Genomic DNA, 23,483 nt, shown 5'->3' with positions numbered 1-23,483 from the left:
GCCGATGGAAAAGTTCGCAAATGCTTGATATTCTTCTCCCCATTACATATTCAATTTTCCTGTCATCCTTCGTTCCCCGGGATGGCAGTCTTGTATTTGAATGTCATCCTAAGGAACTTGCAGGTTTTACAGCTCAGCATGGTTTAGGTTTCTTCAAGTAAGTTTACTTGCATATCACCGAACATTCTTTATCGCTCAAAACATTATTCCCGTTTTATTGTCGATATTTATAGTATGATAAAGTGCCCGCTCATCAGTATAATCGCATTAACAGCTGCATTTACCGCAGGTGCCCAGCCTGCGTTTAAGGGCGGACCGCGTGCCCTGGATAATTTTCTGAAATCAAAAATAGTTTACCCGGAATATTCGAGCCGCAACTGTATTTCAGGCACGGTAAACGTAGCTTTCCGGCTGGATAAGCAAGGCCGGGTAACCGATGCCAAAGTACAACAAGGCCCCGGAATTGACCTGGACGACGAAGCCCTGAGGGTTATTAAACTTACATCCGGGTTATGGGTGCTGCCTGCCGGTTATAACCCCACAACCAACCTGGTGCAGCCCATCAGGTTTGATCCCGATCAAACACGATGTGGCCAGTCAACCATCAAGGATATGCAGGCCGCCATTACCGATTATAAAAACAGGCAGGAGCTGGAAAACGCGGTTACCAACTACTACATCAACAAATACCAGGGCAAAGCCGATCTATCCAAAGAAAACACCATCGTCGCGCTTAAAAAACAACTGGGCTTTGATGACGAGCTGATAGACGATATCCTTAACAAGGCCGCCGAGAAATTGAAACAACATGATATAGACGGCGCCTGTACCGACTGGAACTTTATCCATAATATAGGCAGCGATAAGGCCGATAGCTTTATCCAAAAGTATTGCAGCAAAAAGCCCTGACCAGCGTACTGATCAGGGCTCCCTGAGTTTGTGTGTGAAACAGATGTTGTTGGCTAAATTGCCAACTCAACCTCTCCGATGGCCAGCAGCATAAGGCGGCCCTGGTATTCAACCCATACATCGGCAAAACCATTACTATCATAGCCTAAAAATTTCATGATAGGGCTGCCAATGTCCAGGTTTTTCCACCTTTTACCAATGTACTTAAGTAACTGACCTCGTTTAAGAGTGGTGTGCTTTGCCATAAGTTTGATTTTTAAGGGTGAAACAATAAACTAAGTTAATTAACAATTGAGAAAATATTTAACCTTTAGAAAATAATTTTTCTTTTGTATCGGGTTTATTACAAAATAAACCCGCGTTGCATATATTGATAAATGGGTGCTTTTTGTAAGCGATTGCTTGTCAGTAGCTTAGCTTAAAAAGCGGTTTATTTGGTTTTATTGTAACTTTTTGGGTCAAGTGCCTCTGGCGACCAACCTTTAAAAAACTCCAGTATTTTATTCTTGTTATACCCTTTGCCCTCCTCCAGGTATTCGGAATTTTGGGTATGCAGCCTGTTGCCCTTATCATCCAATATAATAAAAACAGGGAAGCCAAAACGCTGAGGATAGCCAAGGCTTGCCATTAAAGCGTCATTGGTATTTTCCTGGCTATAATTTACATGCAAAACTATGTAGTTTTTGTTCATGTAGGTGTTAAGTGTAGTATCGGCAGTTACCTGGTTATTAAACCTGATGCACCAGCTGCACCAGTTGCCCCCAATTTGCAGCAGTACATTTTTATGCAAGCTGGCAGCCTGTTTTACTGCCGCAGCAATTTCGGCCCTGGCATTGGCAGCTGGGTTGTACAAATTGGGTTTGTCCTGTGCATTGGCTCCAAAAGCAAATAACAATACAAGGGCAATTAAAAACAGTTTTTTCATAGTAGTTATGTCAAGCCCAATTTACAAAAAAGAAAATTCAACTATCAGTTGATGTTGAAAATTATTGCGGTAAATCAACAAAAAAATGCTAAAACAGGCACTTGTGAACATATTGTGGAAAACTCTAAAATTGAATGACAGTTTAAGAATAATAAATTTGATATAAGATACCCTAATAACACCCATTTGTAGCTTTACCTTTGAATATCGATACGTGCAGGCGCTTATTTAAACTTGAGTTTTTTCAGTTATAAATAGTTAATATGTGTGAAAGCCCTGCGCCATGCGGGGCTTTTTTTGGACAGGATTTAAGGATTGGGCAGGATTTACAGGATTTTTTTGGATTTTCAAATCCTCAAATGGTACTCCATTTGCACGTCTATTTTTAATTTAACATTTCCTTCATTTTTCCTATGAATTTTTTTACGACCTTTGCCGGCATTAGTACTTTTAGTTATAGGCTATAACCAGAGCAGAGATATGAATTACACCATCAATAATTTACCCGAACGTACAGCTAAACCCCGCGATAAAGGCATTACCATGGTAATGGACAAAGGTTTAAGCTTAAGGCAGGTTGAGGATTTTATTGAGGTTGGCGGCACACATACCGATATTGTAAAACTGGGTTGGGCAACATCATACGTTACCCCCAACCTGGATGAGAAGCTAAAGTTATATAAGCAAGCCGGAATCCCGGTATATTTTGGCGGCACTTTGTTTGAGGCCTTTATTGTGCGTAACCAGTTTGATGATTATTGCCGCCTGCTGGATAAATACCAACTGGAGCATTGCGAGGTATCAGACGGTTCAATTACCATTGAGCACGATGTTAAATGTGATTACATCAGCAAACTGGCCAAACAGGTTACAGTAATATCCGAAGTAGGATCAAAGGACGTGCAAAAGATCTTCGCTCCCTATAAATGGATCAAGCTCATGAATGCCGAGATTGAAGCCGGTTCATGGAAGGTTATTGCCGAAGCCCGTGAAAGCGGTAATGTAGGCATCTACCGCGATTCGGGCGAAGTAAGACAGGGCCTGGTTGATGAGATACTCACCCAAATACCCGAAGGCTCCATTATTTGGGAGGCCCCGCAAAAAGCTCAGCAAGTTTGGTTTATTAAGCTTATAGGCGCCAATGTAAGCCTGGGCAACATAGCCCCTGCAGATATTATCCCGTTGGAAACATTACGACTGGGTATCCGAAGCGATACTTTTGATCATTTTTTGAGTCTATAATTAAACAGAGTAGAGTCAAGAATCGGGATAAAACTCATTGAGCTCATTTGCAGCGGCCTTGATTCTACACTCCTGGTTTTTTTCGGCCTGTTTCCCTTACATTATCCTTTAGTTATTTTGATATGGCACTTATCATTTCTGTGTATATCTTTAGGCTTTTATTTTAGGCGATACTAAATAAACTATACATGAAACACTACGGGCTTATAGGCTTTCCGCTTTCGCATTCATTTTCGAAGAAATATTTTACCGAGAAGTTTAAAACCGAAGGCATTGAAGATGCAGTTTACGACGTGTATCCGCTGGAACATATTAAAGATTTACAAGACTTGCTGGATGAACACCCTAACCTTGTAGGTTTAAATGTTACTATCCCCCATAAAGTTTCCATTATACCATACCTGGATTGGGTTGAGCACGATGCCCGTACAGCAGGCGCGGTAAACTGTATTTGCATAAGTGCCGAAAGCCCCCTGCAGGCAGCATTTACAGGCGAGGTAGGCATTACCGGGCACGATTTCAGGCTGGAAGGCTATAACACCGATTTATATGGTTTCGAGATGTCGATAAAGCCACTTATCAAGGATACGAATGACGAGGCTCTGGTTTTGGGCGATGGCGGCGCGGCAAAAGCGGTAAGGTGTGTATTGGAAAATATGGGCATTACTTACAAAACCGTTACACGCAAACCACATCGGGATCATTTATTATTCAGCGATTTGAAACCACACCATATCAAACAGCATAAAATCATCATCAATACTACACCGGTAGGCACATCGCCCAATATTCACGAATGCCCACCAATACCTTACGAGGCCATTACCGATGAGCATTTACTGTACGATTTGATTTACAACCCCGAAGAAACGCTGTTTTTAAAACAAGGTCGCGAACGTGGCGCCACCACCAAAAATGGTTACGAAATGCTGGTATTGCAGGCCGAAAAATCATGGGAGATATGGAATACTAAAGACTTGCGTGTATGAGGTATTTAACATTACTGGTTTTAGCCTTATTTGTTTTAGCTGCCTGTGGCGGCAATCATGATTACTCGCCCAAACCCCGTGGCTACTCCCGCATTGTTTTTCCCAAAAAGGAATACCAGGAATATGATGGCGGTTGCCCCTATAGCTTTACGTATCCTAAATACGCTGTTATTGAGCCAGACAAGAGCAGTAACGCAAAGCCGTGTTGGGTAAACATGCAATTTCCTGATTTTCATGCCACGCTGCATTTGAGCTATCAGCCTGTAACCACAAAAAAAGAATTTAACCAGCTAACCGAGGATGCCCGCACCTTCGCTTTCAAGCACACCATAAAGGCAACATCAATTGATGAGGGCATTATTGCTTATCCGGAGCGTAGGGTATACGGCATTTACTATACCATTGATGGCAATGCGGCATCGTCGGCCCAGTTTTTCCTTACCGATAGCACAAAAAATTACCTGCGTGGAGCTCTTTATTTTAACAACGAGCCACGGCTTGACTCGGTACAACCAGCCTTAAATTTTGTTAAAAAGGATGTGGAGGTTTTGATCAAGAGCTTGAAGTGGAAGTAACGGAGCGTTCCGTACCTGTTTCCCCGGTAGGCGTTCAGCTTGTGTTAATGCCCGGCAGCTGCTTGCATATTACCGGTAATTTACCAATTGCGTAGCCTTGGTATGCTCTGCGTTGATGCTGTGCACCTTTGTATCATCCAGTTGGCCTATCGCATTCTATTCAAATTCCCTCAAATGCAGCAACCAGGAATTGTACGCCGACGTTGTACTGGTGTCCGACCGGATTCCTCAAAAAAACATGGTCAAATAAAAAAAGCCTCAAATTTTTCAACCTGAGGCTTTCATTTTAAATGTAGCGGGAGCAGGACTCGAACCTACGACCTTCGGGTTATGAGCCCGACGAGCTACCAACTGCTCCATCCCGCACTGTTATTCTTATATGTTGCATTCCGTCATAACCTCGGAAAGGTGCTTCCAATTGTCAAAATGCAATTTTGCACTCCGTTTTAATTGGACTGCAAAGATATAATTCGTTTCTTTGCAGTCCAAATATATTTTTAATTATTTTTATATGAGTCACCAGGCAGGTTTTGTAAGTATAATTGGTAAGCCCAATGCCGGGAAATCAACCCTTATGAACGCCCTTGTTGGCGAAAAAATGTCAATTATCACCCCAAAAGCGCAAACCACCAGGCACCGTATTTTGGGAATTGTTAACGACGATAATTACCAGATTGTGTTTTCGGACACGCCGGGGGTTATCAAACCACATTACGCATTGCACGAAAGTATGATGCACCAGGTAGACGGATCAATTGTTGACGCCGACCTGATTTTGCTGGTTACCGACATTTACGAGGAGTTTGACGAAACCGACGTTTTAAAGAAACTGGAAGGTTCGCTGGCGCCAATAGCTGTGCTTATCAACAAGATTGACCAAAGCGACGAGGAAACCGTAAAAAAGAAAGTGGAGTTTTGGCAGGAGAAATTAAACCCTAAAGCCATCTTCGCCATATCGGCGTTGCTGGGCCATAACATTAAAGCCATTATGGATTTTGTGATCGGCAATTTGCCCGAGCACCCGGCTTATTATGAAAAGGATCAGCTAACTGACAGGAACGACCGCTTCTTCGCTTCAGAAATGATTCGTGCTCAGTTGCTTAAACAGTACAAGAAAGAGATCCCTTACAGCGCCGAAGTAATTGTTACCGCTTTTGTTGAAGGAGAAAAGCTGCACCGCATCAGCGCCGAAATTATTGTAGAACGCGATTCGCAAAAAAATATCATTATAGGGCAGGGGGGCAGCATGCTTAAAATAGTAGGTACTTATGCCCGCCGCGATATGGAAGAGTTTTTTCAGAAGAAAATTTTCCTGGAGATGTTTGTAAAAGTGATTCCCGACTGGCGCAGCAAAAAAAATTACCTTAAAAAATTCGGATACGAATCATAGACCGAAAGAATCAAGAGTCAAGAATCAGGATTTTGTCTTGACCCTTTAATAAAATTTCATTTATATATAGAACAGGAATTTTAAGATAGATAGATTTGCATAAAATCTTGACTCTTGGTTCTTGATTCTTGACTCTAATTTAAAAGCATGAGTAACATAGTAGCCATTGTTGGCCGCCCTAACGTAGGCAAATCAACTTTATATAATCGCTTAACCGAAACCCGAAAAGCCATTGTTGACGATTTTAGCGGTGTAACCCGCGACAGGCACTACGGTGTTTCTGAATGGACCGACCACCAGTTTACCGTAATTGATACAGGCGGCTATGTAGCCAACTCTGCTGATATTTTTGAGGCTGCCATTCGTGAGCAGGTAGAAATAGCTATTGAAGAAGCATCGGTTATTTTGTTTATGGTTGATGTTACTACAGGCATTACCGACCTTGACGATGAAATTGCCACCATGCTGCGCAAAAGCAAAAAACCGGTTTTTGTGGTAGTAAACAAACTGGATAACAACGCGCTATTATCTGACGCTACCGAGTTTTATAGCCTTGGCCTGGGTGAGATTTACAGCATCTCATCCATGACCGGCTCCGGCACAGGCGAGTTGCTTGACGAAGTTGTAAAGCATTTTGACGACGAAGTACTGGAAGAAAATACCCGCCCTAAATACGCCATCGTTGGCCGCCCAAACGTGGGTAAATCATCCATCATCAATTCACTAATAGGTAAAGACCGCAACATAGTAACCCCGATTGCCGGCACCACCCGCGATTCTATCCACATCCATTACAACCAGTACGGGCATGATTTTATGCTGATTGATACTGCCGGGATGCGTAAAAAAACCAAGGTTAAAGAAAACATCGAGTTTTACTCGGTAATGCGTACTATAAAGGCTTTAGAAGAAGCCGACGTAATTATCCTGATGATTGATGCAGTTGAAGGCATCGAATCGCAGGATATCAACATCTTCCACCTGGCCGAAAAGAATAAAAAAGGCATCATGGTTGTGATTAATAAGTGGGATTTAATTGAGAAAAACAACAAAACCGTTAAGGTTTTTGAAGAGATGATCCGCGAAAAAATAGCGCCCTTTACCGATGTGCCTATCGTATTCACCTCTGTTACCGAAAAACAACGTGTGCTAAAAGTAATTGATGTGGCCAACCAGGTTTACCAGAACCGCGCCCGCAAAATAGCTACCTCAAAACTCAATGAGGTGATGCTCCCTATTATCGAAAACTATCCGCCGCCATCCATCAAAGGCAAATACGTAAAAATCAAATACATTACCCAAATTGCAGGTTCATCGCCCATGTTCGCTTTCTTCTGTAATTTGCCGCAGTATGTTAAAGAGCCTTACTATCGCTTTATTGAAAACAAGCTAAGGGAAAATTTTGATTTCAGCGGAGCGCCGATTCAAGTATGGTTTAGGCAGAAATAAACACGATTTTCAGGATTAGACAGGATTGACAGGATTTTGATTGTCTGCTTTCAACCAGGACAATCAAAATTCTATTAATCTTACCCAATCCTGTAATTTCGTTTTATTGTCTGGAATTATGGAATTTGCCTTTGAAGCTCAAAAAAATAGACAAATTCAGGTTTAAGACCAATTCGCCAGGACAATAAAAATCCTGTCAATCCTGCCAAATCCTAAAATCGTGTTATTGCTCCAGCGCTTTTTTATAAGCCACATCATTGGTGTTCATCACTTCCTGGAAGGCGTTATCACCCCATTTAAACCGCGCTGCGCTGGCTTTCAGGATGTTCTTGATATAGTCTCTTGATTGCAATAACTCGCGCGAATCCATCTCTTTTAGTGTACGGGATGAGTATAGGATGAAATTGCGATAATCATCATCGCTAACGATGTAATGTTTCATAAAATCTTGGCCGGTGTTGTATTTGCCAAGTAGGGGTTGCATTTTATCAATCACAAAGGCCGAAAACAGCTGTAGTTCGCCAAGGTTTTGCACTATCTGGGTGTTTTGCGACGTATCAGCAGGTACAAAAACATCGGGCATAATGCCGCCGCCACTGTAAACTTTGCGCCCACCGGTGGTATGGTATGATGATCCTTTGAAAACCGTGTCGTTCCGGTTACTCTGTTCAGAAAATAGTTCGCCTTTTTGCATGCGCTGGGCCAGCTCGTTCCGGTAGCTGCTTACACCCTCTTTGTATGATTTTTGTATCGACCTGCCCGATGGCGTATAGTACCTTGCCACGGTTAAGTTAATGGCCGAGCCATCGCCAAACGGAAATTGCTGTTGTACCAATCCTTTACCAAACGAGCGGCGGCCAACAATGGTAGCCCTATCCAAATCCTGCAAGGCCCCGGCCAGTATCTCGCTTGCCGATGCCGAATATTCATCTATCAGCACAGTAACCTTTCCTTGCTGAAACACGCCAGAGTCGGTAGCAAAATAATCGGTGCGGGGTTCGTGAACACCCTGGGTGTATACAATCAGCTTGCCTTTACCCAAAAACTCATCGGCCATTGATGTTGCCGCGCTTAGGTAGCCGCCGCCGTTGCCCCGCAAATCAAGCACCAGCTTATTCATGCCATCTACCTTAAGCTTTTTAAGCGCCGTGCGGAAATCAACATCGGTAGTAGCGGCAAATTTGCTTATTTTAATATAGCCAGTATTGGCATTGGCCATATACGCCGCATTTACACTGCTTATATCAACCCGGCCACGTTTCATGGCAAATGCCTTGGTGCCTTTGCCATCAGCGTTTGCCACATCCATTACAATGGTGGCATCTTTTTCGCCCCTGAAAATATTATTAACCTTTTCGGCTGTTAGTTTTGTGCCCGAGAATTTTTTATGATCAACATTAACAACCTTGCTACCCACGGGCAAGCCCGCTTTGGCTGCAGGCCCGCCGGCGTATACCTGGGTAATTATCAGCGTATCGCGCAGCAACTGGTACTCAATACCAATGCCGTTAAAACCACCTTCTAAACGTTCGTTGATGTTTTGCGCCTGCTGTGGTGGCAGGTAAAGTGAATGCGGATCGAGGTTTTGCAGCAGCTCGTTGATAGATGCGCCTTCAATACTGTCAACATTAACACTATCTACATAACTTTCGCCAACCAGGGTTAGCACTTTAGATAGTTTATCGTCGCCAGAAAATGAAAAACCAAGGTTACGGTCGCCATTGTTCCTACTAATGTATAATCCAATAGTAATCCCCACCAGCAACAGGATCAGCGTCCTGAAAATTACACCCGCAGTCTTTTTCATATTCGCAAACAAAGTTAATCAATGCATTGCCAATAATTTTTATCGGCAGCCTTGCATTTGATGTTTTTTAACGAATTTTGTTATAAATTATTAAAAATTAATGGAACGTACCACCGAAAGGGAATCGCATTATAAAAACCTGGAGCTGCAATCGGTAAAAGAAATCCTGGAAAACATAAACCGGGAAGACCAAACCGTACCGCTTGCGGTGGCCAAAGCATTGCCCCAGATTGAGGCGCTGGCCACCATAACTGCCGAACGGATGAAGCATGGCGGCCGCCTTTTTTACATTGGCGCCGGCACCAGTGGCCGTCTTGGTGTAGTTGATGCATCAGAGTGCCCGCCAACATTTGGTGTTCCGTTTGATATGGTAGTTGGGTTGATAGCCGGTGGCGACGGAGCAATCAGAAAAGCGGTTGAATTTGCCGAAGACAATACCGAACTTGCCTGGCACAACCTGTTGGAGTATAACGTAACCGAAAAAGACGTAGTGGTGGGTATTGCCGCATCGGGCACTACACCCTACGTAATTGGGGGCCTTAAAGCGGCCAACAGCCATAATATGGTTACCGGCTGTATAGTTTGTAATAGCGGTAGCCCGGTTGCGGCCGTTGCCCAATACCCGGTTGAAGTAGTTACCGGCCCCGAGTTTTTAACCGGATCGACCCGGATGAAGGCAGGCACGGCCCAAAAGCTGGTTTTAAATATGCTGAGCACCAGTGTAATGATTCAGCTGGGCAAGGTAAAAGGGAATAAAATGGTTGATATGCAGTTAAGTAATGATAAACTGATTGACCGTGGTACCCACATGGTAATGGACGAAACCGGGCTTGCCGAAGCCGAAGCCGCCACCCTGTTAAAAAAATATGGCAGCGTAAGAGCTGCTGTTGATAATTATAAAACTGCAATTTGAGGATTTGAGAATTTGAAGATTTGAAAATGAAGAGGGATAGGATTCTGTTAATTCTTAAATTTTGAAAATTCTGGTTCAGACAAAAATGTGAAAGAAACATGCACGAGATAGAGCCATATTACCGCTGGAGGGATGATTACATAGCAGCCGAAGACGAATATTCGCCTTTTTATGCTACGGAGTATAGCGAGTTTGAGTTTGATAAGCAGGTATACAACTACTTGTTGCATCCGCAATGGGATTCGTTCGGCTCCAATACGCTGTACATGAAAGTACTGTATGCCGATTATGAAAAAGGCTATACCATTATTGAGTTTATAGGCGAGTGGAATGATGCCATTAATAATGACATCATGATGCTGAAACGCGAGATACTGGAGCTAATGATTGATAACGGCATTAACCATTTTATACTGATAGGCGAAAACATCCTCAACTTTCACTCATCAGATGATTGTTATTACGAAGAGTGGTTTCAGGATGTTGAAGACGGCTGGATAGCGGGCATCAACTTCCGCGAGCATGTGATTGACGAATTTAAACGCAATAACATTGATTACTACATCAACTTTGGCGGCCAGTTAGATGATCTGGGCTGGCGCAGCCTTAAACCCATCCAGGTGTTTAAAAAGGTTGAGGAGCAAATGGTGAGGAGGCTGAATTAGTTTCGGAGAAGAATCAAGAATTAAGAGTCAAGAATTAAGATTTTTGTAGCGTTGCGCTACATGCGGGATAGCATAAATCCCTATTTGCTTAGCTATCAATAAATTGAATAGTGCCATAAAATGGAAGATAGCAACAAAACCGCAACGCCTTTACTGTTTAAGGAAGCCTATTGCCCTTCAAACTCCTCGTCTACACTCTCGCGAAGATCATATAACAGCCATTGCTTGTTGGCTATGGCCTGGGTTTTTGATTGCAACAGCTTGATAAAATCGTTAACGCCGGTAGGTTCGTTGCCATTGCCATGTATCAGTACAATACTGCCAGCCTGGGGTTGCTGGCCTTTGGCCAGCCAGGCATCCGTTCCAACCGGGATCAATCCAAAATCAGTTATCTTGTAAACCAATTGCTGATCAGACACCAAACCGGGGAACCTGAAAAACACCGATGGTAAAAGTCCGTTTTTGAGCATGGCCTTTTCGGTTTCCAACACTTCGTAGCTAATATCGGTACCAGGTTCAAGCAAAAAGTTTTCCTTAAGCGGCGCCTTGAGGCTTACACGATGGTTAAAAGAATGATTTATCCAGGTGATGTAAATTTCGTGTTTAGCCTGCATCTCCTTAAGCCACTCCAGGTCCTGCGGGTGCTGCCGCATCCAGATGCCGGTTACTGATAAAGCAACGGGTACCGGTCGCTCCACTTTTTTAAACTCGTTGAAAATATCTGTAAAAATACGTTTATCCAATGGCCTGTGCGATGGGCAAAGGTCGGCTGTAAGGCTGATGCCCGTTTCTTTGGGCACCCCGCTTTCAATGCCCGCATCCTGTATGGTTACCGATTGTTTTTCGGCCTTGCGCAGCGCCTTTTGATAAGGGGTGTTTTTAAAAAAAATGCGGGCATCGGTTAGGCTCATTGGCTTTACCTGGTAAAAATTGGGCTCTTCAATTTTTGTTTCCAAGGTTTGAGGATTGACCAGCAGGTAATAGCTTTTACCCTCGTTTTCAAACGAGCGGATAATCATCCAATCTTGCGGATAATGGTGCGCCCAACCGTAAAAGGCTTTATAATTTTCTATTTTACGATAAAGGGCCTGGGCATCGGCATTTTTGTATAGGCCTGTGAAAAATAAAAAAACGAGGGCGATCGATCTAAAACTTTTGTAATTCATGTTTATTAACATTCCAGTTTTTGCCGGTTAAAACAGCACATGTAACCAGTAAAACTAAAACAACGACTAAAATAATAAATATAACATGGCTGAAAGGTGCGGATTCCTGAATGTGCTTTACCGGCTTTTGAACATCTTTTAACGCTGATAATGGAGGGTACAAGGTGACGCTACCTGAAGCGGACGACATTATCATATTTTCAATCGCCAATAAACTTTTATAAATCCTTAATAACAGCAAAATATTAAAAAAAAGTCCGGCTGTGAGTACCACGTTCACGATCCTGTTAGTAAAACGACCGGCTATAGCCCGTATCAAATAGATCAATACCACTAACACAAAAAACGGCGGAAATACAAATATCCACCATGAAAACTTACCTACAAAATAGGTGCCATGCAGGTTGATATCGAGCGCTGCATTGCCAAATAACGTACGGGTAAACAACAATGAAAATGCTGTAGCGAGCATGAATATGCCTAACAGTATGGCCAGCTCTGTAAGGATAGGTTTCCATTTCATGATTTAAATATAAACTTATCCCTTAATAATAGGTTTATTTATATATAAATGATGTATTAACTTTGCCCCATGACCCGTTTATCTGTCAATATCAATAAAATAGCTACCCTGCGTAATTCGCGCGGCGGTAACAACCCCGATTTGGTACAGGTTGCCAAAGATTGCGAACGTTTTGGCGCGCAGGGAATCACCGTGCATCCCCGTCCCGATGAAAGGCACATCCGCTACCAGGATGTTTTTGATCTGAAAGGAATAGTTACCACCGAGTTTAATATTGAAGGCAATTGCCAGGAACAAAAGTTTATCGACCTGGTATTAGCCAACAAACCAGAGCAGGTTACCCTGGTACCTGATGTATTAGGACAAATAACATCTAACCATGGCTGGGATACTATCACCAACTATCACTACTTAACAGATATGATAGCCGTTTTTAAAGAAGCCGGCATCCGTGTATCTATTTTTGTTGACCCGATTGCTAAAATGGTTGAAGGGGCCGCCAAAACCGGCACCGACCGTATTGAGCTTTATACCGAGGGTTATGCTACCCATTGTCACCAGGGTAAAGAACTGGCTATAGCACCCTATATCGACGCCGCGAAGGTAGCTCACGAGGCTGGCCTGGGCATTAACGCCGGGCATGATCTTGACCTGCACAACCTGAAATACTTTGCCGAAAACATACCAGCTTTGGATGAAGTAAGCATAGGCCACGCCCTTATTTGCGATGCGTTATATTATGGATTGGAGAATACCATCCAGATGTATTTAAGGCAGTTGGTAGTAAATAATTAGTCTGAAGTTGAAAGTCTTGAGTGAAAAGAAATTGTTTTGATTTTAGATTTGCTACTATCGACTTAAAACTCCTGACTTAAGACTTAGTACTATCTCAAAATAGTTAAGCTTCCCGATAGCAGGTTACAGTTTTTATTCAGGTTGATGATATAGTAGTAAGTGCCTACGGGCAACGCTTTGCCAATATAGGTACCGTTAAAGGGCGTTGCATATCCTTTTGATTCAAAAAGCTTTTGGCCGTTGCGGTTAAATACCTGAACCACGGCGGCAGGGTAGCTTTCGATGTTGTTTATTTTCCAATAATCGTTATGGCCATCGCCGTTGGGGGTAAAGGTGTTGGCAATATCGATAGCCGAAAGGCTTACAGAAATTTGCACGGGTGCACGCGCGCTTTCACAAAGACCGTTTAGCTGCGAAACATAAAAGGTGCTACCCGCAACAGCATTTATGGTAAACCCTCCACCTGCCTTTTCGGCAATGGGGCTTATAGCGGTTGCCGTGTTATAAAGCCGGTACACAGTGGTGGGCGACGCATTATTCACCAGCAGTAAAGCCTCGCCCGGCGAACATAATTGTAAGGGATTTACTACAGGTGCCGCAACCGTAACGGCGTCATTATTAATGGTAAAATTTTGCCGTGCCGGCAAGTTACAGGAACTAACATCGATTACCTGAACCGTGTAAGTGCCTTCGCCCACGTTGAGCAGATCAGGCGATGTAGATATCGTTTTTCCGTCGGCATTATACCAGGTAAAAGTGTATGGTAATGCCCCGCCCAAAACCCATATATTTTTGATACTCCCGGTTTTTGATCCGCATTGGTCATTCTGCTTTTGTTCGGTTCCCTGTATTATTTGCAAAGGCGCAATAAAGCTTACCGTGTAGCTTTTATAAAAAATTTCGCAGCCGTTTTGGTTGGTGAGGTACAATTTGTAAACCCCCGCCGGCAAATTGCTTATGGTTGTACTATTGGACGGCATGTTTTGCCCCTGGCTATTTACCCATCGTGCCGATTTTGCCAGCGCATCAGTCTGCACGGTTATTGAACCATAATCACTTCCCGGGCAAATATCAGTTACTTTATAGGAATAATCGGGGTAAATTGTTGCGGGCTGCCCGTCAACGTGAATAAAACTGCTGTTTAATATAGCACCGCAATCATCCCATACCCAAAATTGATAGTCGCCCCCTCCAATATTTATCAAATCCTGCTTATCGCCAACAGTGTTACCCGCTTTATCTGTCCATTTATAATGAATAGGCGATTCTTTATGTATTAATGAAATTGCTTTTACATCAGTAATTGCGCCGTTTGCTTCGCCACATGTTGCATTCACAACCTTTTTATGGCTATCGTCATAAGAAATACCGCTGCTTTGGTCTATATCAACCGGCTTTGAAGATATGGGAGGGCAACCCGAACCATCGGTTACCTGCAATGTATAGCTGCCTTTAAGTTGCCCGGTAAGATCTTTAGTAGTGGCAACTTCTACCCCCTGTTCATTTTTCCAGCTGTATTTTAAATCGCCCTGGCCACCAGCAATGATAATATTTTTTATTGCACCAACAGAAATACTACATCCGTTTGGCTCAATCTGCATTTGTGAGTAATTGAAACTAACGCCGGCTGTATTTTTAATATTTACTACGCCATAATTTTTAGTACAGTCATCGGTGGTTAAAACGGTTAGCGAGTAAATTCCGGCTGGCAAATGATCAACATCTACAGTATTACCAACCACCTTGCCTGTCTGATCTGCCCAGGTGGTGGCCTTAATCTTATTTTCGGGGTCATAAATAAAAAGACCTTTTATCGAACCGTTTGCTATGCCGCAACTTATATCGGTTGTTTTAATACCGTTATCAAAAATTTGCAGCCTATCATCGGTAATCTCAAACCAATCGCTGGTAATGCAGCCCTCGCCTAAAACCAGCTGATATTTGCCGGGTTTGGTAATCTTAAGGTCAAGATCATCCGATACTTTTTTACCTCCTTCATCAACCCAGTAGTAAGATATTCCGGATGGGACTTTTAAACCTGCTATGTAGCCAACATCATCGCATCGCAAGGGTTTTATCTTAATATTATCAGCATTTACCTGAAATGTTTTGAACTCGGATGTTTGGTTGTTCAGCGTGGCCGAGGCATAAAAAATTCCGCTCAGATTTAATATATCCGTTTGCCATTTACCTGAATTATCTGCAGTTACCGTTTGCGTATAACTCCGGATACTACACTGTACCTGGCAACTCTCTGAAGAATAAATATCGATAGTAGCGTTTGGCGTTGCCGTGCCATCAACGTGTGTGTTAAGGCCATTTTTGCTGACTGAGTTAATAACAACATCAGGTAAGGTATACTTAGTTGCAAATATTTGATTTTTGTAAGCATATTCTAATACGCACTTAAAATCGTTATATCTCAAAAATACATTAGGGTCGCCGCTTACCCTTACCCCTTGCTGAACATTGTAAAACAGGTTCCTTTTAGTTTTATCATTTGTACCAATATTAAACTGAGCTTTGCAATCGCTAACTTCTATCGGGATTTCGAGCGAAGCTATTCCCTGGGAGGAGCCAACAATGGTGCTGCCGTCCCGCGCAACGTCGAAAAAGTTATTTGTAAAATTTGTTGTGCCTGCGATAAGGTTGAAACGAAATAATTCAAGACTGCTGCCGCTTACATTGTTACTCACGTCCATATTAACATTTGCTTCAACAGTTCGTGCTTGTTCATCGTTCTGAATTTCGCCCGTCAGGATGGTTGAAACCATAATTAAGGGCCGGTAAAATTCAGCCAGGGAATTCACGGTACTAACCCCATCCTTGTAAACCAAAAAGTTGTTTGATTTAATGTTAACGGTAACATTGCTAAGCTCGGTAAACTGGAGATTTATGCCTGTGAAAATTAAATTCCCCTGGCTAATATCGCCGCCCAGAGTAATATGATCGCAATTTGCAAAATTGATAAGCCCGGAGGCGGCATCATATGATCCGGCATCCTCCCCCTCGTTCCCTACCTTATTAAATTGAGTTACTCCTATTACGTTTGCCTGCAGAGTTATATGATCGGCCTTTTCAAAATCAAGGCTATAATAACTAAAACCACGTATGAGGTTTCCTTTGTTTACCGCTCCTATGATTATATTGGTACAGTTGGTAAATTTTAATCCATTCCGCACAGCCAATGCCGGGCGCGAAAGTACGATATCGGTGAAATCATAAATATAAAGGCCATATATTTCAACGTGGGCCGCGTTTTGCGCTTCAAATACAATGATTTTGTTGTCGTCATACGATTGATAAAGTGTTGAAACCTTAACCCGTGCATCACTTTGGCCAAAGACAACCCCGTTTTGCGTGGTCCCGTCAATCACCACGTTTGATGTAATCATGGGCAGGGAGGTGGCTATGGCTATTGTCCTTGCGCTTTCACTGGTTCCCGGCAAATTAAAATTGATAAAATCCTTCTGGCTGCTTCCGTTGGCCGCTGCTAATGTCAAAGCTTCGCGCAGGGTACCGGGCCCGCTATCGGCATTGCTGGTTACTACAAATATTGCACCTGCCGCCATATTTGAGCACAGCAACAACGGCAAAATAAAAAGGAACAACCAGTTGCGCATATTATAAATCACTCAAATTTGTCAATATAGATCTCAGACGTGAATTCATTACCTCAAAATAGTTAAGCTTCCCGATAGCAGGTTACAGTTTTTATTCAGGTTGATGATATAGTAGTAAGTGCCTACGGGCAACGCTTTACCATTATAGGTACCGTTAAACGGTGTTGCATATCCTTTTGATTCAAACAGCTTTTGGCCGTTGCGGTTAAATACCTGTACTATGGCGGCAGGGTAGCTTTCGATGTTGCTAATTTTCCAGTAATCATTGCTTCCATCGCCATTGGGGGTAAACGAATTGGCAATGCTGAGCGGAGACAAGCCTACCGATACTTTTACTTGTGTTTTTGGGCTTTCGCAGGTGCCGCTTACCTGGCTTACAAAAAAACTGCGATTTGCGGTTACAGTTATTTTGAACCGCCCACCTGTTTGTTCAGTTAACGGTGAGGCGCTATCAGCCTGATCGTATAAACGGTAAACGACATCGGCTCCGGCGTTGTTTACCAAAAGAATGGCATCCCCCGGACTGCAAACCTGGATATCACTTACCGATGGCGCCGTCAAATCCTGCGTAATGTTTTGAATTTGGTAGTTAACATTTATGCTCCCGCATCTGCTATCCGCAATATTTAATGTATAGATACCTGCCGAAAGATTGGCTATGCTGTTTGTGGATCCTATTGATGCTCCGTTGGCATCAAACCAGGTGTAGGTATAGGGCGGTAATCCTCCGGCAACCGTTACGTTACTTACGTAACCGCTTTTCAATCCGCATTGTTCATTGCCTGTTTGCCCGATATCTGTAACTTTTAACTCGGGCAGCTGATCTACCTGGTAGGTGTTATAATAACTTTCGCAATCGTTTTGATCCGTTAAATAAAGCTTGTAGTTACCGGCGGGCAAACCTGTTGCGCCGTGGTGCATGGCAACGTCAACTCCGGCGGCGTTAACCCACCTAACAGCCTTTATCAGGATATCCTGGTTTACCTGTAATGCGCCGTTAGCTTTCCCGTAACAGGCATCAATATGGTTAACGGTATAGGTTGAGGGGAATACGGTGCCCGACTGTTCGGTTACCTGGTATACCTTTGATTGTTTTTGGCAAAAAGTGTTGGATACGGTTAGCTGATAGGCCCCACCCGGTACGTTTTTTAAATCGGGGCTGCTGCCCACCAAGTTACCATTAACATCGCGCCATTCATATTTAGTGCCACCTGTTGCCGTAACACCGGTTACCGCACCGTTTGCTTTACCGCAACTGGCAGGTGTTGTGGCATTAAGCGATTCTGTAATGCTTATGCCGTTAACTTCTGTTATTTCAATTTCTTTACTGTAAATGGGGCCGCATTGGCTATCGTCTGTTACCTGCAAGGTATATTTGCCTGCTGGTTGGCCGGTTAAATCCTGCGTGTAGGCCACCTCCTGCTGCTGGGCGTTTTTCCAGGTAAAGTGGCGGGTGCCGGTGCCGCCGGTAACAGTTATGTTTTGAATAGCGCCTATTGTTTGGCCGCAGTTGGTGTTGATGATGTTGGGTTTTGAGTCGTCAATATTAGGGCCAGTGGCATTTTTAAGTACAACCGGGCCATATTTAACCTCGCAGCCATCACCAACCTTAACTGTTAACGTGTATTCTCCTTCTTTTAAATCATAAATATCTAAATCATTGCCAACTATATTTTGTGCTTTATCGCGCCAGGTATAAGTTGTTGCAGGGTTGCTACCATTTAAATATAATCGTGTTATAGCGCCTCCCTGGCCACAGGATGGATTTGTTACCTCTACATAGTCGCTGTTTATCTTTGGTGTAAAATCGCCAATGGTAATATCACCCGTTTTGGACCAGCACCTGTTGTTTGATCCCCGCGCATAATAAGTACCCGGGCCTAAACCTTTTATTTCCGGACCTTCTCCTACTTTTGTATTTGTACTCGCGTCAAACCATTCGATTTTTAAAACCTGCCTGGTTGTTTTAATTTTTATTGATCCATTTTTTCGGCCACATGTAGGCGATACAATGTCGTCGGGATCATATCCAATGGCAGGCAGCGTGTATTCGGATGAATTTTGTTTCAATGTTGCATTAGCCAGCAATTTTTTTTTGCTAAAATCTCCGGTAATTTTCCAATTTCCCGTGGCGTCGACAGTGACTTGTTTATAAAATTCAACCGGGTTACATACGTCGCAATCTGTGTTATCGTTGTATATATATATTTCTGAACCCGGTGCCGCCGTGCCCGAAAACTCGCTATCGTTACTTACCAGCAGCTTTATATCAGGAATATCAGTTTTGGGATTATAAATAGTGTATGGCCAATAGGTACAAATAATGCTGTTCTTTCTGAGCTCGATATTGGAGCATTGATTCGACGTTATAACAGTTTTTTTCAGATCGTTTAAAAGGCTTACATCGTCGGTACCTATCGTTCCGTTATGGCAGTCGTACATATCCATTACACCACCTTCTGCAGCCTTGTTAGAAATAAATTTGAAATCAAAAGCTCCAAAAAGATCTACCTTTATTGTACCCCAGGTATTGTTTGCAACCAGCATATTGTTTCCTCCTCCTTCAATTATGGGGAGTATCACAATGTCTTGCTGATGTACAGGATTTCCATTAAAATCAAAGTCAAACGCATTGTGGGTAATCCGGTTGTTTTTTCCGCCTACTATCCAAACCGCCCCCAATACGTGGTTGCCTTCTGCGTCATTTTCGCCGCCAAATATTAAATTGTCACCAAAATAAGCTATACTGCCCGGGTAATATAATCCCTTATCATCCAGACATCCCATGTAATTGCTTTGTACTGTTACATCTGAAGGGAAGTCGCCAGTAGTATAATCCGTTTCGCTTGCAAATATATCTGTTGGGTTATCTCTAAAAATATTCCCTTTTCCGGGTGCTCCAATATTGATATTTTTAGAACCATAAATTATAATGCCGGAGTTTACAATAGAACCAGAACCGGGGTAGTTGTTTTTTAAATAAGCAAAATCACGTATAAAAAAGCCATAAATGGCAACGTTGCTGACACCTTTAATAACAAATGCGCCTGTATCAAAAAAAGGGACTACATAATTTTCGTGATTGGGGACGATGGCTATTTTAGCATCACTTACCTGGAATTTTGAACCCGTTTGAGTGGTGCCATCAATAATCAGGTTTGAGGAACAATAAGGCAGTTCACTTTCCAGGGTGATCGTCCTGCCCGCCTCGCTCACATTCGGTAAATTAAAATTGATAAAATCCTTCTCCGTACTGCCATTAGCAGCCGCCAAGGTTAAGGCCTCGCGCAGGGTGCCCGGCCCGCTATCGGCATTGCTGGTAACCACAAACGTGGCAGCAACCGATCTGAAGCAGATAAACAGAAATAAAAGTAGTAGTAATGCCCGCCTGCCCATGTGTTTAGGTAATCGCATCTAAAATACATTTTTTCCTTGTAAATGCTTTGTCAATATGATATTACCTAATTGTTACTCATATTGTAAAACCGTACCTTTGCGGTAAATTTAAGGGGACGACTACTTCATGAAGCTAAACGCAGATTATCAGGAACAATTCCAGTCAAGGCATATTGCTCCGAATGAGGCCGACACGGCAAAAATGTTAAAAACCATCGGTGTTAGCTCACTTGATGAATTGATTGCGCAAACCATTCCAGACCAGATCAGGTTAAAAAAACCACTTGATTTGCCCCCTGCGAAAAGCGAGTTTGACTATCTCACCACACTTAAACAAACATCATTAAAAAACAAGGTATTCAAGTCGTTTATCGGCAAGGGTTACTATGATGTAATTGTGCCTGGCGTTATTCAGCGTAATATCCTCGAAAACCCCGGATGGTACACCCAATACACCCCGTACCAGGCCGAGATTGCGCAAGGCCGTTTACAGGCACTGTTAAATTTCCAAACCATGGTTATCGACCTTACCGGTATGGAAATTGCCAACGCATCCCTATTGGATGAAGGCACAGCTGCTGCCGAGGCTATGTTTATGCAATACAGCCTGCGTAAAAACAATGCTGCCAACGTATTCTTTGTATCCGAAGAACTGTTCCCGCAAACTATAGATATTTTAAAAACCCGCTCGGAGCCTTACGGTATAGTGCTGCAAATAGGCGACCACCGCACAGTTGAATTAACCGACAATATGTTTGGCGCCATTGTACAATACCCTGCCGGTAAAGGCGCGGTGTACAACTACAAGGATTTTGCTGCCGCCGGCCACGAAAAAGGCATTAAACTAACCGTTGTTGCAGATATCATGAGCCTGGTATTGCTAACCCCTCCGGGTGAATGGGGTGCCGATATTGTTGTTGGCACTACACAACGCTTTGGTGTACCAATGGGTTTTGGCGGCCCCCATGCCGCTTTTTTTGCTACTAAAGAAGAATACAAGCGCTCTATCCCCGGCCGCATCATCGGTGTAACTATCGATAGCGCGGGCAACTATGCCTTACGTATGGCTTTGCAAACCCGCGAGCAGCATATCCGCAGGGATAAAGCCACTTCAAATATTTGTACCGCGCAGGCATTATTGGCTATTATGGCCGGTATGTATGCCGTATACCATGGCCCTAAAGGGGTTAAATTAATAGCCGAGAGGATTCATGGCTTAACCATCCTGTTAGCTAAGGCACTTGGCGAATTAGGTTACAAGCAACTGAACGAAAATTATTTTGATACCCTGAAGTTTGATGTGGCCCACTTAGCAGGCCCTATCCATTCTGAAGCGTTAAACAACGAAATGAACCTGAACTACGAAGGTTCGGTTGTTACCATTTCTGTTGATGAAACCACATCGCCCGAGGATATCAAAACCATTGTGAGGTTCTTCGCAAAAGTATTGGGTAAAACCATTAACGATGTTGATTTTGACGGATTGAAAGCCAGCCTGGAAACGGTAATCCCAACCGAATTACAGCGGACATCTACTTACTTAACACACGCGTTATTTAACTCGCACCATTCAGAACATGAAATGCTGCGTTATATTAAATCGTTGGAGGCTAAGGACCTTTCGCTTTGCCACTCCATGATAGCATTGGGTTCTTGCACCATGAAGCTGAACGCTACTACCGAAATGATCCCGGTTACCTGGAACCATTTTAGCAAAATTCACCCTTTTGCACCAACCGACCAGGTTGGCGGCTACATGCAGCTGTTTGACGAGATTAACAACTGGTTAAGCGAAATCACCGGGTTTGCAGCCATGAGCTTACAGCCAAACGCCGGCGCACAAGGCGAATACGCCGGTTTAATGGTTATCCGCGCCTACCATCATGACAGGGGCGATACCCACCGGAACATCGCGTTAATACCATCATCGGCACACGGCACCAACCCTGCATCTGCAGCTATGGCAGGTATGAAGATAGTGGTTGTTAAATGTGATGATAATGGTAACATCGACGTTGCAGATATGCGTGCTAAAGCCGAGCAATATAAAAATGAGCTATCGTGCTTAATGGTTACCTACCCATCTACACACGGTGTATTTGAGGAGTCGATCATCGAGATCTGTGAGATCATTCACCAGAATGGCGGCCAGGTTTATATGGATGGCGCCAACATGAACGCGCAGGTAGGCTTAACCAGCCCGGCCAATATTGGTGCCGATGTTTGCCATTTAAACCTGCACAAAACCTTCTGTATCCCTCACGGTGGCGGTGGCCCCGGTATGGGGCCAATTGGTGTAGCTAAACACCTGGTGCCTTACTTACCAGGTCATGCTGTGGTTGATATTGACAGGGGTAAATCTATCCACGCGGTATCTGCAGCACCATGGGGTTCTGCATCTATCCTGATCATTTCACACGCTTATATAGCTATGATGGGCAGTGAAGGCTTAACCAATGCAACCCGCTACGCTATCCTGAATGCCAACTACATTAAAACCCGCTTAGAAAGTCATTTCCCGGTATTATACACCGGTGCCAATGGCCGTTGCGCGCACGAAATGATATTGGATTGCCGCTCGTTTAAACCGTTCGGTATCGAGGTTACTGATATAGCCAAGCGTTTAATGGACTATGGCTTCCATGCACCAACCGTATCGTTCCCGGTTGCGGGCACGGTGATGGTTGAGCCAACCGAATCGGAGCCTAAGCACGAGCTTGACCGTTTCTGCGATGCGATGATAGCTATCCGCCATGAAATTGCTGATGTTGCCAGTGGAGTGTTAGATAAAACTGATAACCCGTTAAAAAATGCACCACACACGGTGGCCGTAATTACCGGCAACGAGTGGGAACATCCATACACCCGCCAAAAAGCGGCATTCCCGCTGCCTTATGTAGCAGCCTTTAAATTCTGGCCATCAGTAGGCAGGGTTAATGATACTTATGGCGACAGAACGCTCATTTGCTCATGCCCGCCGTTAACAGATTACGAGTTTGAAGAAAGCGAAGTAACCACGCCCGAATACGGAACCTGAGACCGGAATTAAAAACCGGAGGATACGATAAAAAAGAAAAAGACTGTCATCAAATGGAAGGGCACTGAAAAAGTCTTTC

At 43.5% G+C, this 23,483-nt stretch carries 17 protein-coding genes and 1 tRNA gene; 10 read left to right on the top strand and 8 right to left on the bottom strand.

Going from position 1 to position 23,483, the window contains the following annotated elements; translation table 11 throughout:
* Positions 1–234: 234 nt before the first annotated feature.
* Positions 235–909, top strand: coding sequence for an energy transducer TonB family protein (locus AC1RM2_RS13260; RefSeq protein WP_492985541.1), 675 nt, complete (start codon positions 235–237; stop codon positions 907–909).
* Positions 910–962: 53 nt separating this feature from the next.
* Here the strand turns inward: AC1RM2_RS13260 and AC1RM2_RS13255 are convergent, their stop codons facing one another.
* Positions 963–1,154, bottom strand: a complete 192-nt coding sequence (locus AC1RM2_RS13255; RefSeq protein ID WP_147054918.1) for a hypothetical protein — start codon at positions 1,152–1,154, stop codon at positions 963–965.
* A gap of 185 nt (positions 1,155–1,339) precedes the next feature.
* On the bottom strand, positions 1,340–1,834 hold the full coding sequence (locus tag AC1RM2_RS13250) for a thioredoxin family protein (protein WP_492985540.1): 495 nt from the start codon (positions 1,832–1,834) through the stop codon (positions 1,340–1,342).
* Between the two features lie 480 nt (positions 1,835–2,314).
* Here AC1RM2_RS13250 and AC1RM2_RS13245 point away from each other — a divergent pair, with 480 nt between their 5' ends.
* The 3 genes from AC1RM2_RS13245 to gldD all read left to right on the top strand — a co-directional run bounded on the left by AC1RM2_RS13245 (position 2,315) and on the right by gldD (position 4,640).
* Positions 2,315–3,076 carry a phosphosulfolactate synthase gene (locus AC1RM2_RS13245; protein ID WP_492985539.1) on the top strand — a complete coding sequence of 254 codons (762 nt, stop codon included), beginning with the start codon at positions 2,315–2,317 and terminating at the stop codon, positions 3,074–3,076.
* Between the two features lie 188 nt (positions 3,077–3,264).
* Entirely contained in the window at positions 3,265–4,065 is an 801-nt protein-coding gene (locus AC1RM2_RS13240; RefSeq protein WP_492985538.1) for a shikimate dehydrogenase family protein, read from the top strand.
* Positions 4,062–4,640 (top strand): gliding motility lipoprotein GldD, encoded by a 579-nt coding sequence (gldD, locus tag AC1RM2_RS13235; RefSeq protein WP_492985537.1) that lies wholly within the window; start codon positions 4,062–4,064, stop codon positions 4,638–4,640. The genes AC1RM2_RS13240 and gldD overlap by 4 nt, the downstream gene beginning before the upstream one ends.
* 293 nt (positions 4,641–4,933) lie before the next feature.
* Here the strand turns inward: gldD and AC1RM2_RS13230 are convergent.
* A tRNA-Met gene (locus AC1RM2_RS13230) sits at positions 4,934–5,006 on the bottom strand.
* A 145-nt stretch (positions 5,007–5,151) separates the two neighbouring features.
* Here AC1RM2_RS13230 and era point away from each other — a divergent pair.
* Positions 5,152–6,030, top strand: coding sequence for a GTPase Era (gene era / locus AC1RM2_RS13225; RefSeq protein ID WP_090652119.1), 879 nt, complete (start codon positions 5,152–5,154; stop codon positions 6,028–6,030).
* Positions 6,031–6,177: 147 nt separating this feature from the next.
* Positions 6,178–7,479, top strand: coding sequence for a ribosome biogenesis GTPase Der (gene der / locus AC1RM2_RS13220; RefSeq protein WP_492985536.1), 1,302 nt, complete (start codon positions 6,178–6,180; stop codon positions 7,477–7,479).
* Between the two features lie 223 nt (positions 7,480–7,702).
* Here the strand turns inward: der and AC1RM2_RS13215 are convergent, their stop codons facing one another.
* Complete coding sequence (locus tag AC1RM2_RS13215) at positions 7,703–9,286, bottom strand: S41 family peptidase (protein ID WP_492985535.1); 1,584 nt, start codon at positions 9,284–9,286, stop codon at positions 7,703–7,705.
* A gap of 100 nt (positions 9,287–9,386) precedes the next feature.
* Between AC1RM2_RS13215 and murQ the strand changes: the two genes are divergently transcribed.
* Positions 9,387–10,199 (top strand): N-acetylmuramic acid 6-phosphate etherase, encoded by an 813-nt coding sequence (murQ, locus tag AC1RM2_RS13210; protein ID WP_492985534.1) that lies wholly within the window; start codon positions 9,387–9,389, stop codon positions 10,197–10,199.
* Between the two features lie 98 nt (positions 10,200–10,297).
* Positions 10,298–10,864, top strand: coding sequence for a hypothetical protein (locus AC1RM2_RS13205; protein ID WP_477354707.1), 567 nt, complete (start codon positions 10,298–10,300; stop codon positions 10,862–10,864).
* Positions 10,865–11,031: 167 nt separating this feature from the next.
* On the opposite strand, the gene AC1RM2_RS13200 is transcribed toward AC1RM2_RS13205, so the two are convergent.
* Together AC1RM2_RS13200 and AC1RM2_RS13195 are read right to left on the bottom strand one after the other, a co-directional pair.
* Positions 11,032–12,030 (bottom strand): polysaccharide deacetylase family protein, encoded by a 999-nt coding sequence (locus AC1RM2_RS13200; protein WP_492985533.1) that lies wholly within the window; start codon positions 12,028–12,030, stop codon positions 11,032–11,034.
* Positions 12,011–12,553 carry a hypothetical protein gene (locus AC1RM2_RS13195; RefSeq protein ID WP_492985532.1) on the bottom strand — a complete coding sequence of 181 codons (543 nt, stop codon included), beginning with the start codon at positions 12,551–12,553 and terminating at the stop codon, positions 12,011–12,013. Before AC1RM2_RS13195 ends, AC1RM2_RS13200 begins: the two co-directional genes overlap by 20 nt.
* Before the next feature lie 69 nt (positions 12,554–12,622).
* On the opposite strand from AC1RM2_RS13195, the gene AC1RM2_RS13190 reads away from it, so the two are divergent.
* Positions 12,623–13,348 carry a pyridoxine 5'-phosphate synthase gene (locus tag AC1RM2_RS13190; RefSeq protein WP_492985531.1) on the top strand — a complete coding sequence of 242 codons (726 nt, stop codon included), beginning with the start codon at positions 12,623–12,625 and terminating at the stop codon, positions 13,346–13,348.
* An 89-nt stretch (positions 13,349–13,437) separates the two neighbouring features.
* Here the strand turns inward: AC1RM2_RS13190 and AC1RM2_RS13185 are convergent, their stop codons facing one another.
* Together AC1RM2_RS13185 and AC1RM2_RS13180 are read right to left on the bottom strand one after the other, a co-directional pair.
* Positions 13,438–16,971, bottom strand: a complete 3,534-nt coding sequence (locus AC1RM2_RS13185) for a T9SS type B sorting domain-containing protein (protein WP_492985530.1) — start codon at positions 16,969–16,971, stop codon at positions 13,438–13,440.
* 48 nt (positions 16,972–17,019) lie between these two features.
* Positions 17,020–20,385: a T9SS type B sorting domain-containing protein gene (locus AC1RM2_RS13180; protein WP_492985529.1), complete on the bottom strand. Its 3,366-nt coding sequence runs from the start codon at positions 20,383–20,385 to the stop codon at positions 17,020–17,022.
* A 109-nt stretch (positions 20,386–20,494) separates the two neighbouring features.
* Between AC1RM2_RS13180 and gcvP the strand changes: the two genes are divergently transcribed.
* Positions 20,495–23,404, top strand: coding sequence for an aminomethyl-transferring glycine dehydrogenase (gene gcvP / locus AC1RM2_RS13175; protein WP_492985528.1), 2,910 nt, complete (start codon positions 20,495–20,497; stop codon positions 23,402–23,404).
* Positions 23,405–23,483: the final 79 nt, after the last annotated feature.

Source organism: Mucilaginibacter sp. GW822-FHT03E02 (genome assembly GCF_058801545.1).
Note: the sequence above shows the minus strand (reverse complement) of the source record. Positions and strands in the feature narration are given on the sequence as shown.

What these genes read in the sequence shown, in the direction of transcription:
- AC1RM2_RS13190 (WP_492985531.1), top strand. Translation starts at nt 12,623, where the DNA reads ATGACCCGTTTATCTGTCAATATCAATAAAATAGCTACCCTGCGTAAT.
- gcvP (WP_492985528.1), top strand. Translation starts at nt 20,495, where the DNA reads ATGAAGCTAAACGCAGATTATCAGGAACAATTCCAGTCAAGGCATATT.
- AC1RM2_RS13195 (WP_492985532.1), bottom strand. Translation starts at nt 12,553, where the DNA reads ATGAAATGGAAACCTATCCTTACAGAGCTGGCCATACTGTTAGGCATA.
- AC1RM2_RS13215 (WP_492985535.1), bottom strand. Translation starts at nt 9,286, where the DNA reads ATGAAAAAGACTGCGGGTGTAATTTTCAGGACGCTGATCCTGTTGCTG.
- era (WP_090652119.1), top strand. Translation starts at nt 5,152, where the DNA reads ATGAGTCACCAGGCAGGTTTTGTAAGTATAATTGGTAAGCCCAATGCC.
- AC1RM2_RS13240 (WP_492985538.1), top strand. Translation starts at nt 3,265, where the DNA reads ATGAAACACTACGGGCTTATAGGCTTTCCGCTTTCGCATTCATTTTCG.
- murQ (WP_492985534.1), top strand. Translation starts at nt 9,387, where the DNA reads ATGGAACGTACCACCGAAAGGGAATCGCATTATAAAAACCTGGAGCTG.
- AC1RM2_RS13205 (WP_477354707.1), top strand. Translation starts at nt 10,298, where the DNA reads ATGCACGAGATAGAGCCATATTACCGCTGGAGGGATGATTACATAGCA.
- AC1RM2_RS13260 (WP_492985541.1), top strand. Translation starts at nt 235, where the DNA reads ATGATAAAGTGCCCGCTCATCAGTATAATCGCATTAACAGCTGCATTT.
- AC1RM2_RS13180 (WP_492985529.1), bottom strand. Translation starts at nt 20,385, where the DNA reads ATGCGATTACCTAAACACATGGGCAGGCGGGCATTACTACTACTTTTA.
- der (WP_492985536.1), top strand. Translation starts at nt 6,178, where the DNA reads ATGAGTAACATAGTAGCCATTGTTGGCCGCCCTAACGTAGGCAAATCA.
- AC1RM2_RS13255 (WP_147054918.1), bottom strand. Translation starts at nt 1,154, where the DNA reads ATGGCAAAGCACACCACTCTTAAACGAGGTCAGTTACTTAAGTACATT.
- AC1RM2_RS13185 (WP_492985530.1), bottom strand. Translation starts at nt 16,971, where the DNA reads ATGCGCAACTGGTTGTTCCTTTTTATTTTGCCGTTGTTGCTGTGCTCA.
- AC1RM2_RS13200 (WP_492985533.1), bottom strand. Translation starts at nt 12,030, where the DNA reads ATGAATTACAAAAGTTTTAGATCGATCGCCCTCGTTTTTTTATTTTTC.
- gldD (WP_492985537.1), top strand. Translation starts at nt 4,062, where the DNA reads ATGAGGTATTTAACATTACTGGTTTTAGCCTTATTTGTTTTAGCTGCC.
- AC1RM2_RS13245 (WP_492985539.1), top strand. Translation starts at nt 2,315, where the DNA reads ATGAATTACACCATCAATAATTTACCCGAACGTACAGCTAAACCCCGC.
- AC1RM2_RS13250 (WP_492985540.1), bottom strand. Translation starts at nt 1,834, where the DNA reads ATGAAAAAACTGTTTTTAATTGCCCTTGTATTGTTATTTGCTTTTGGA.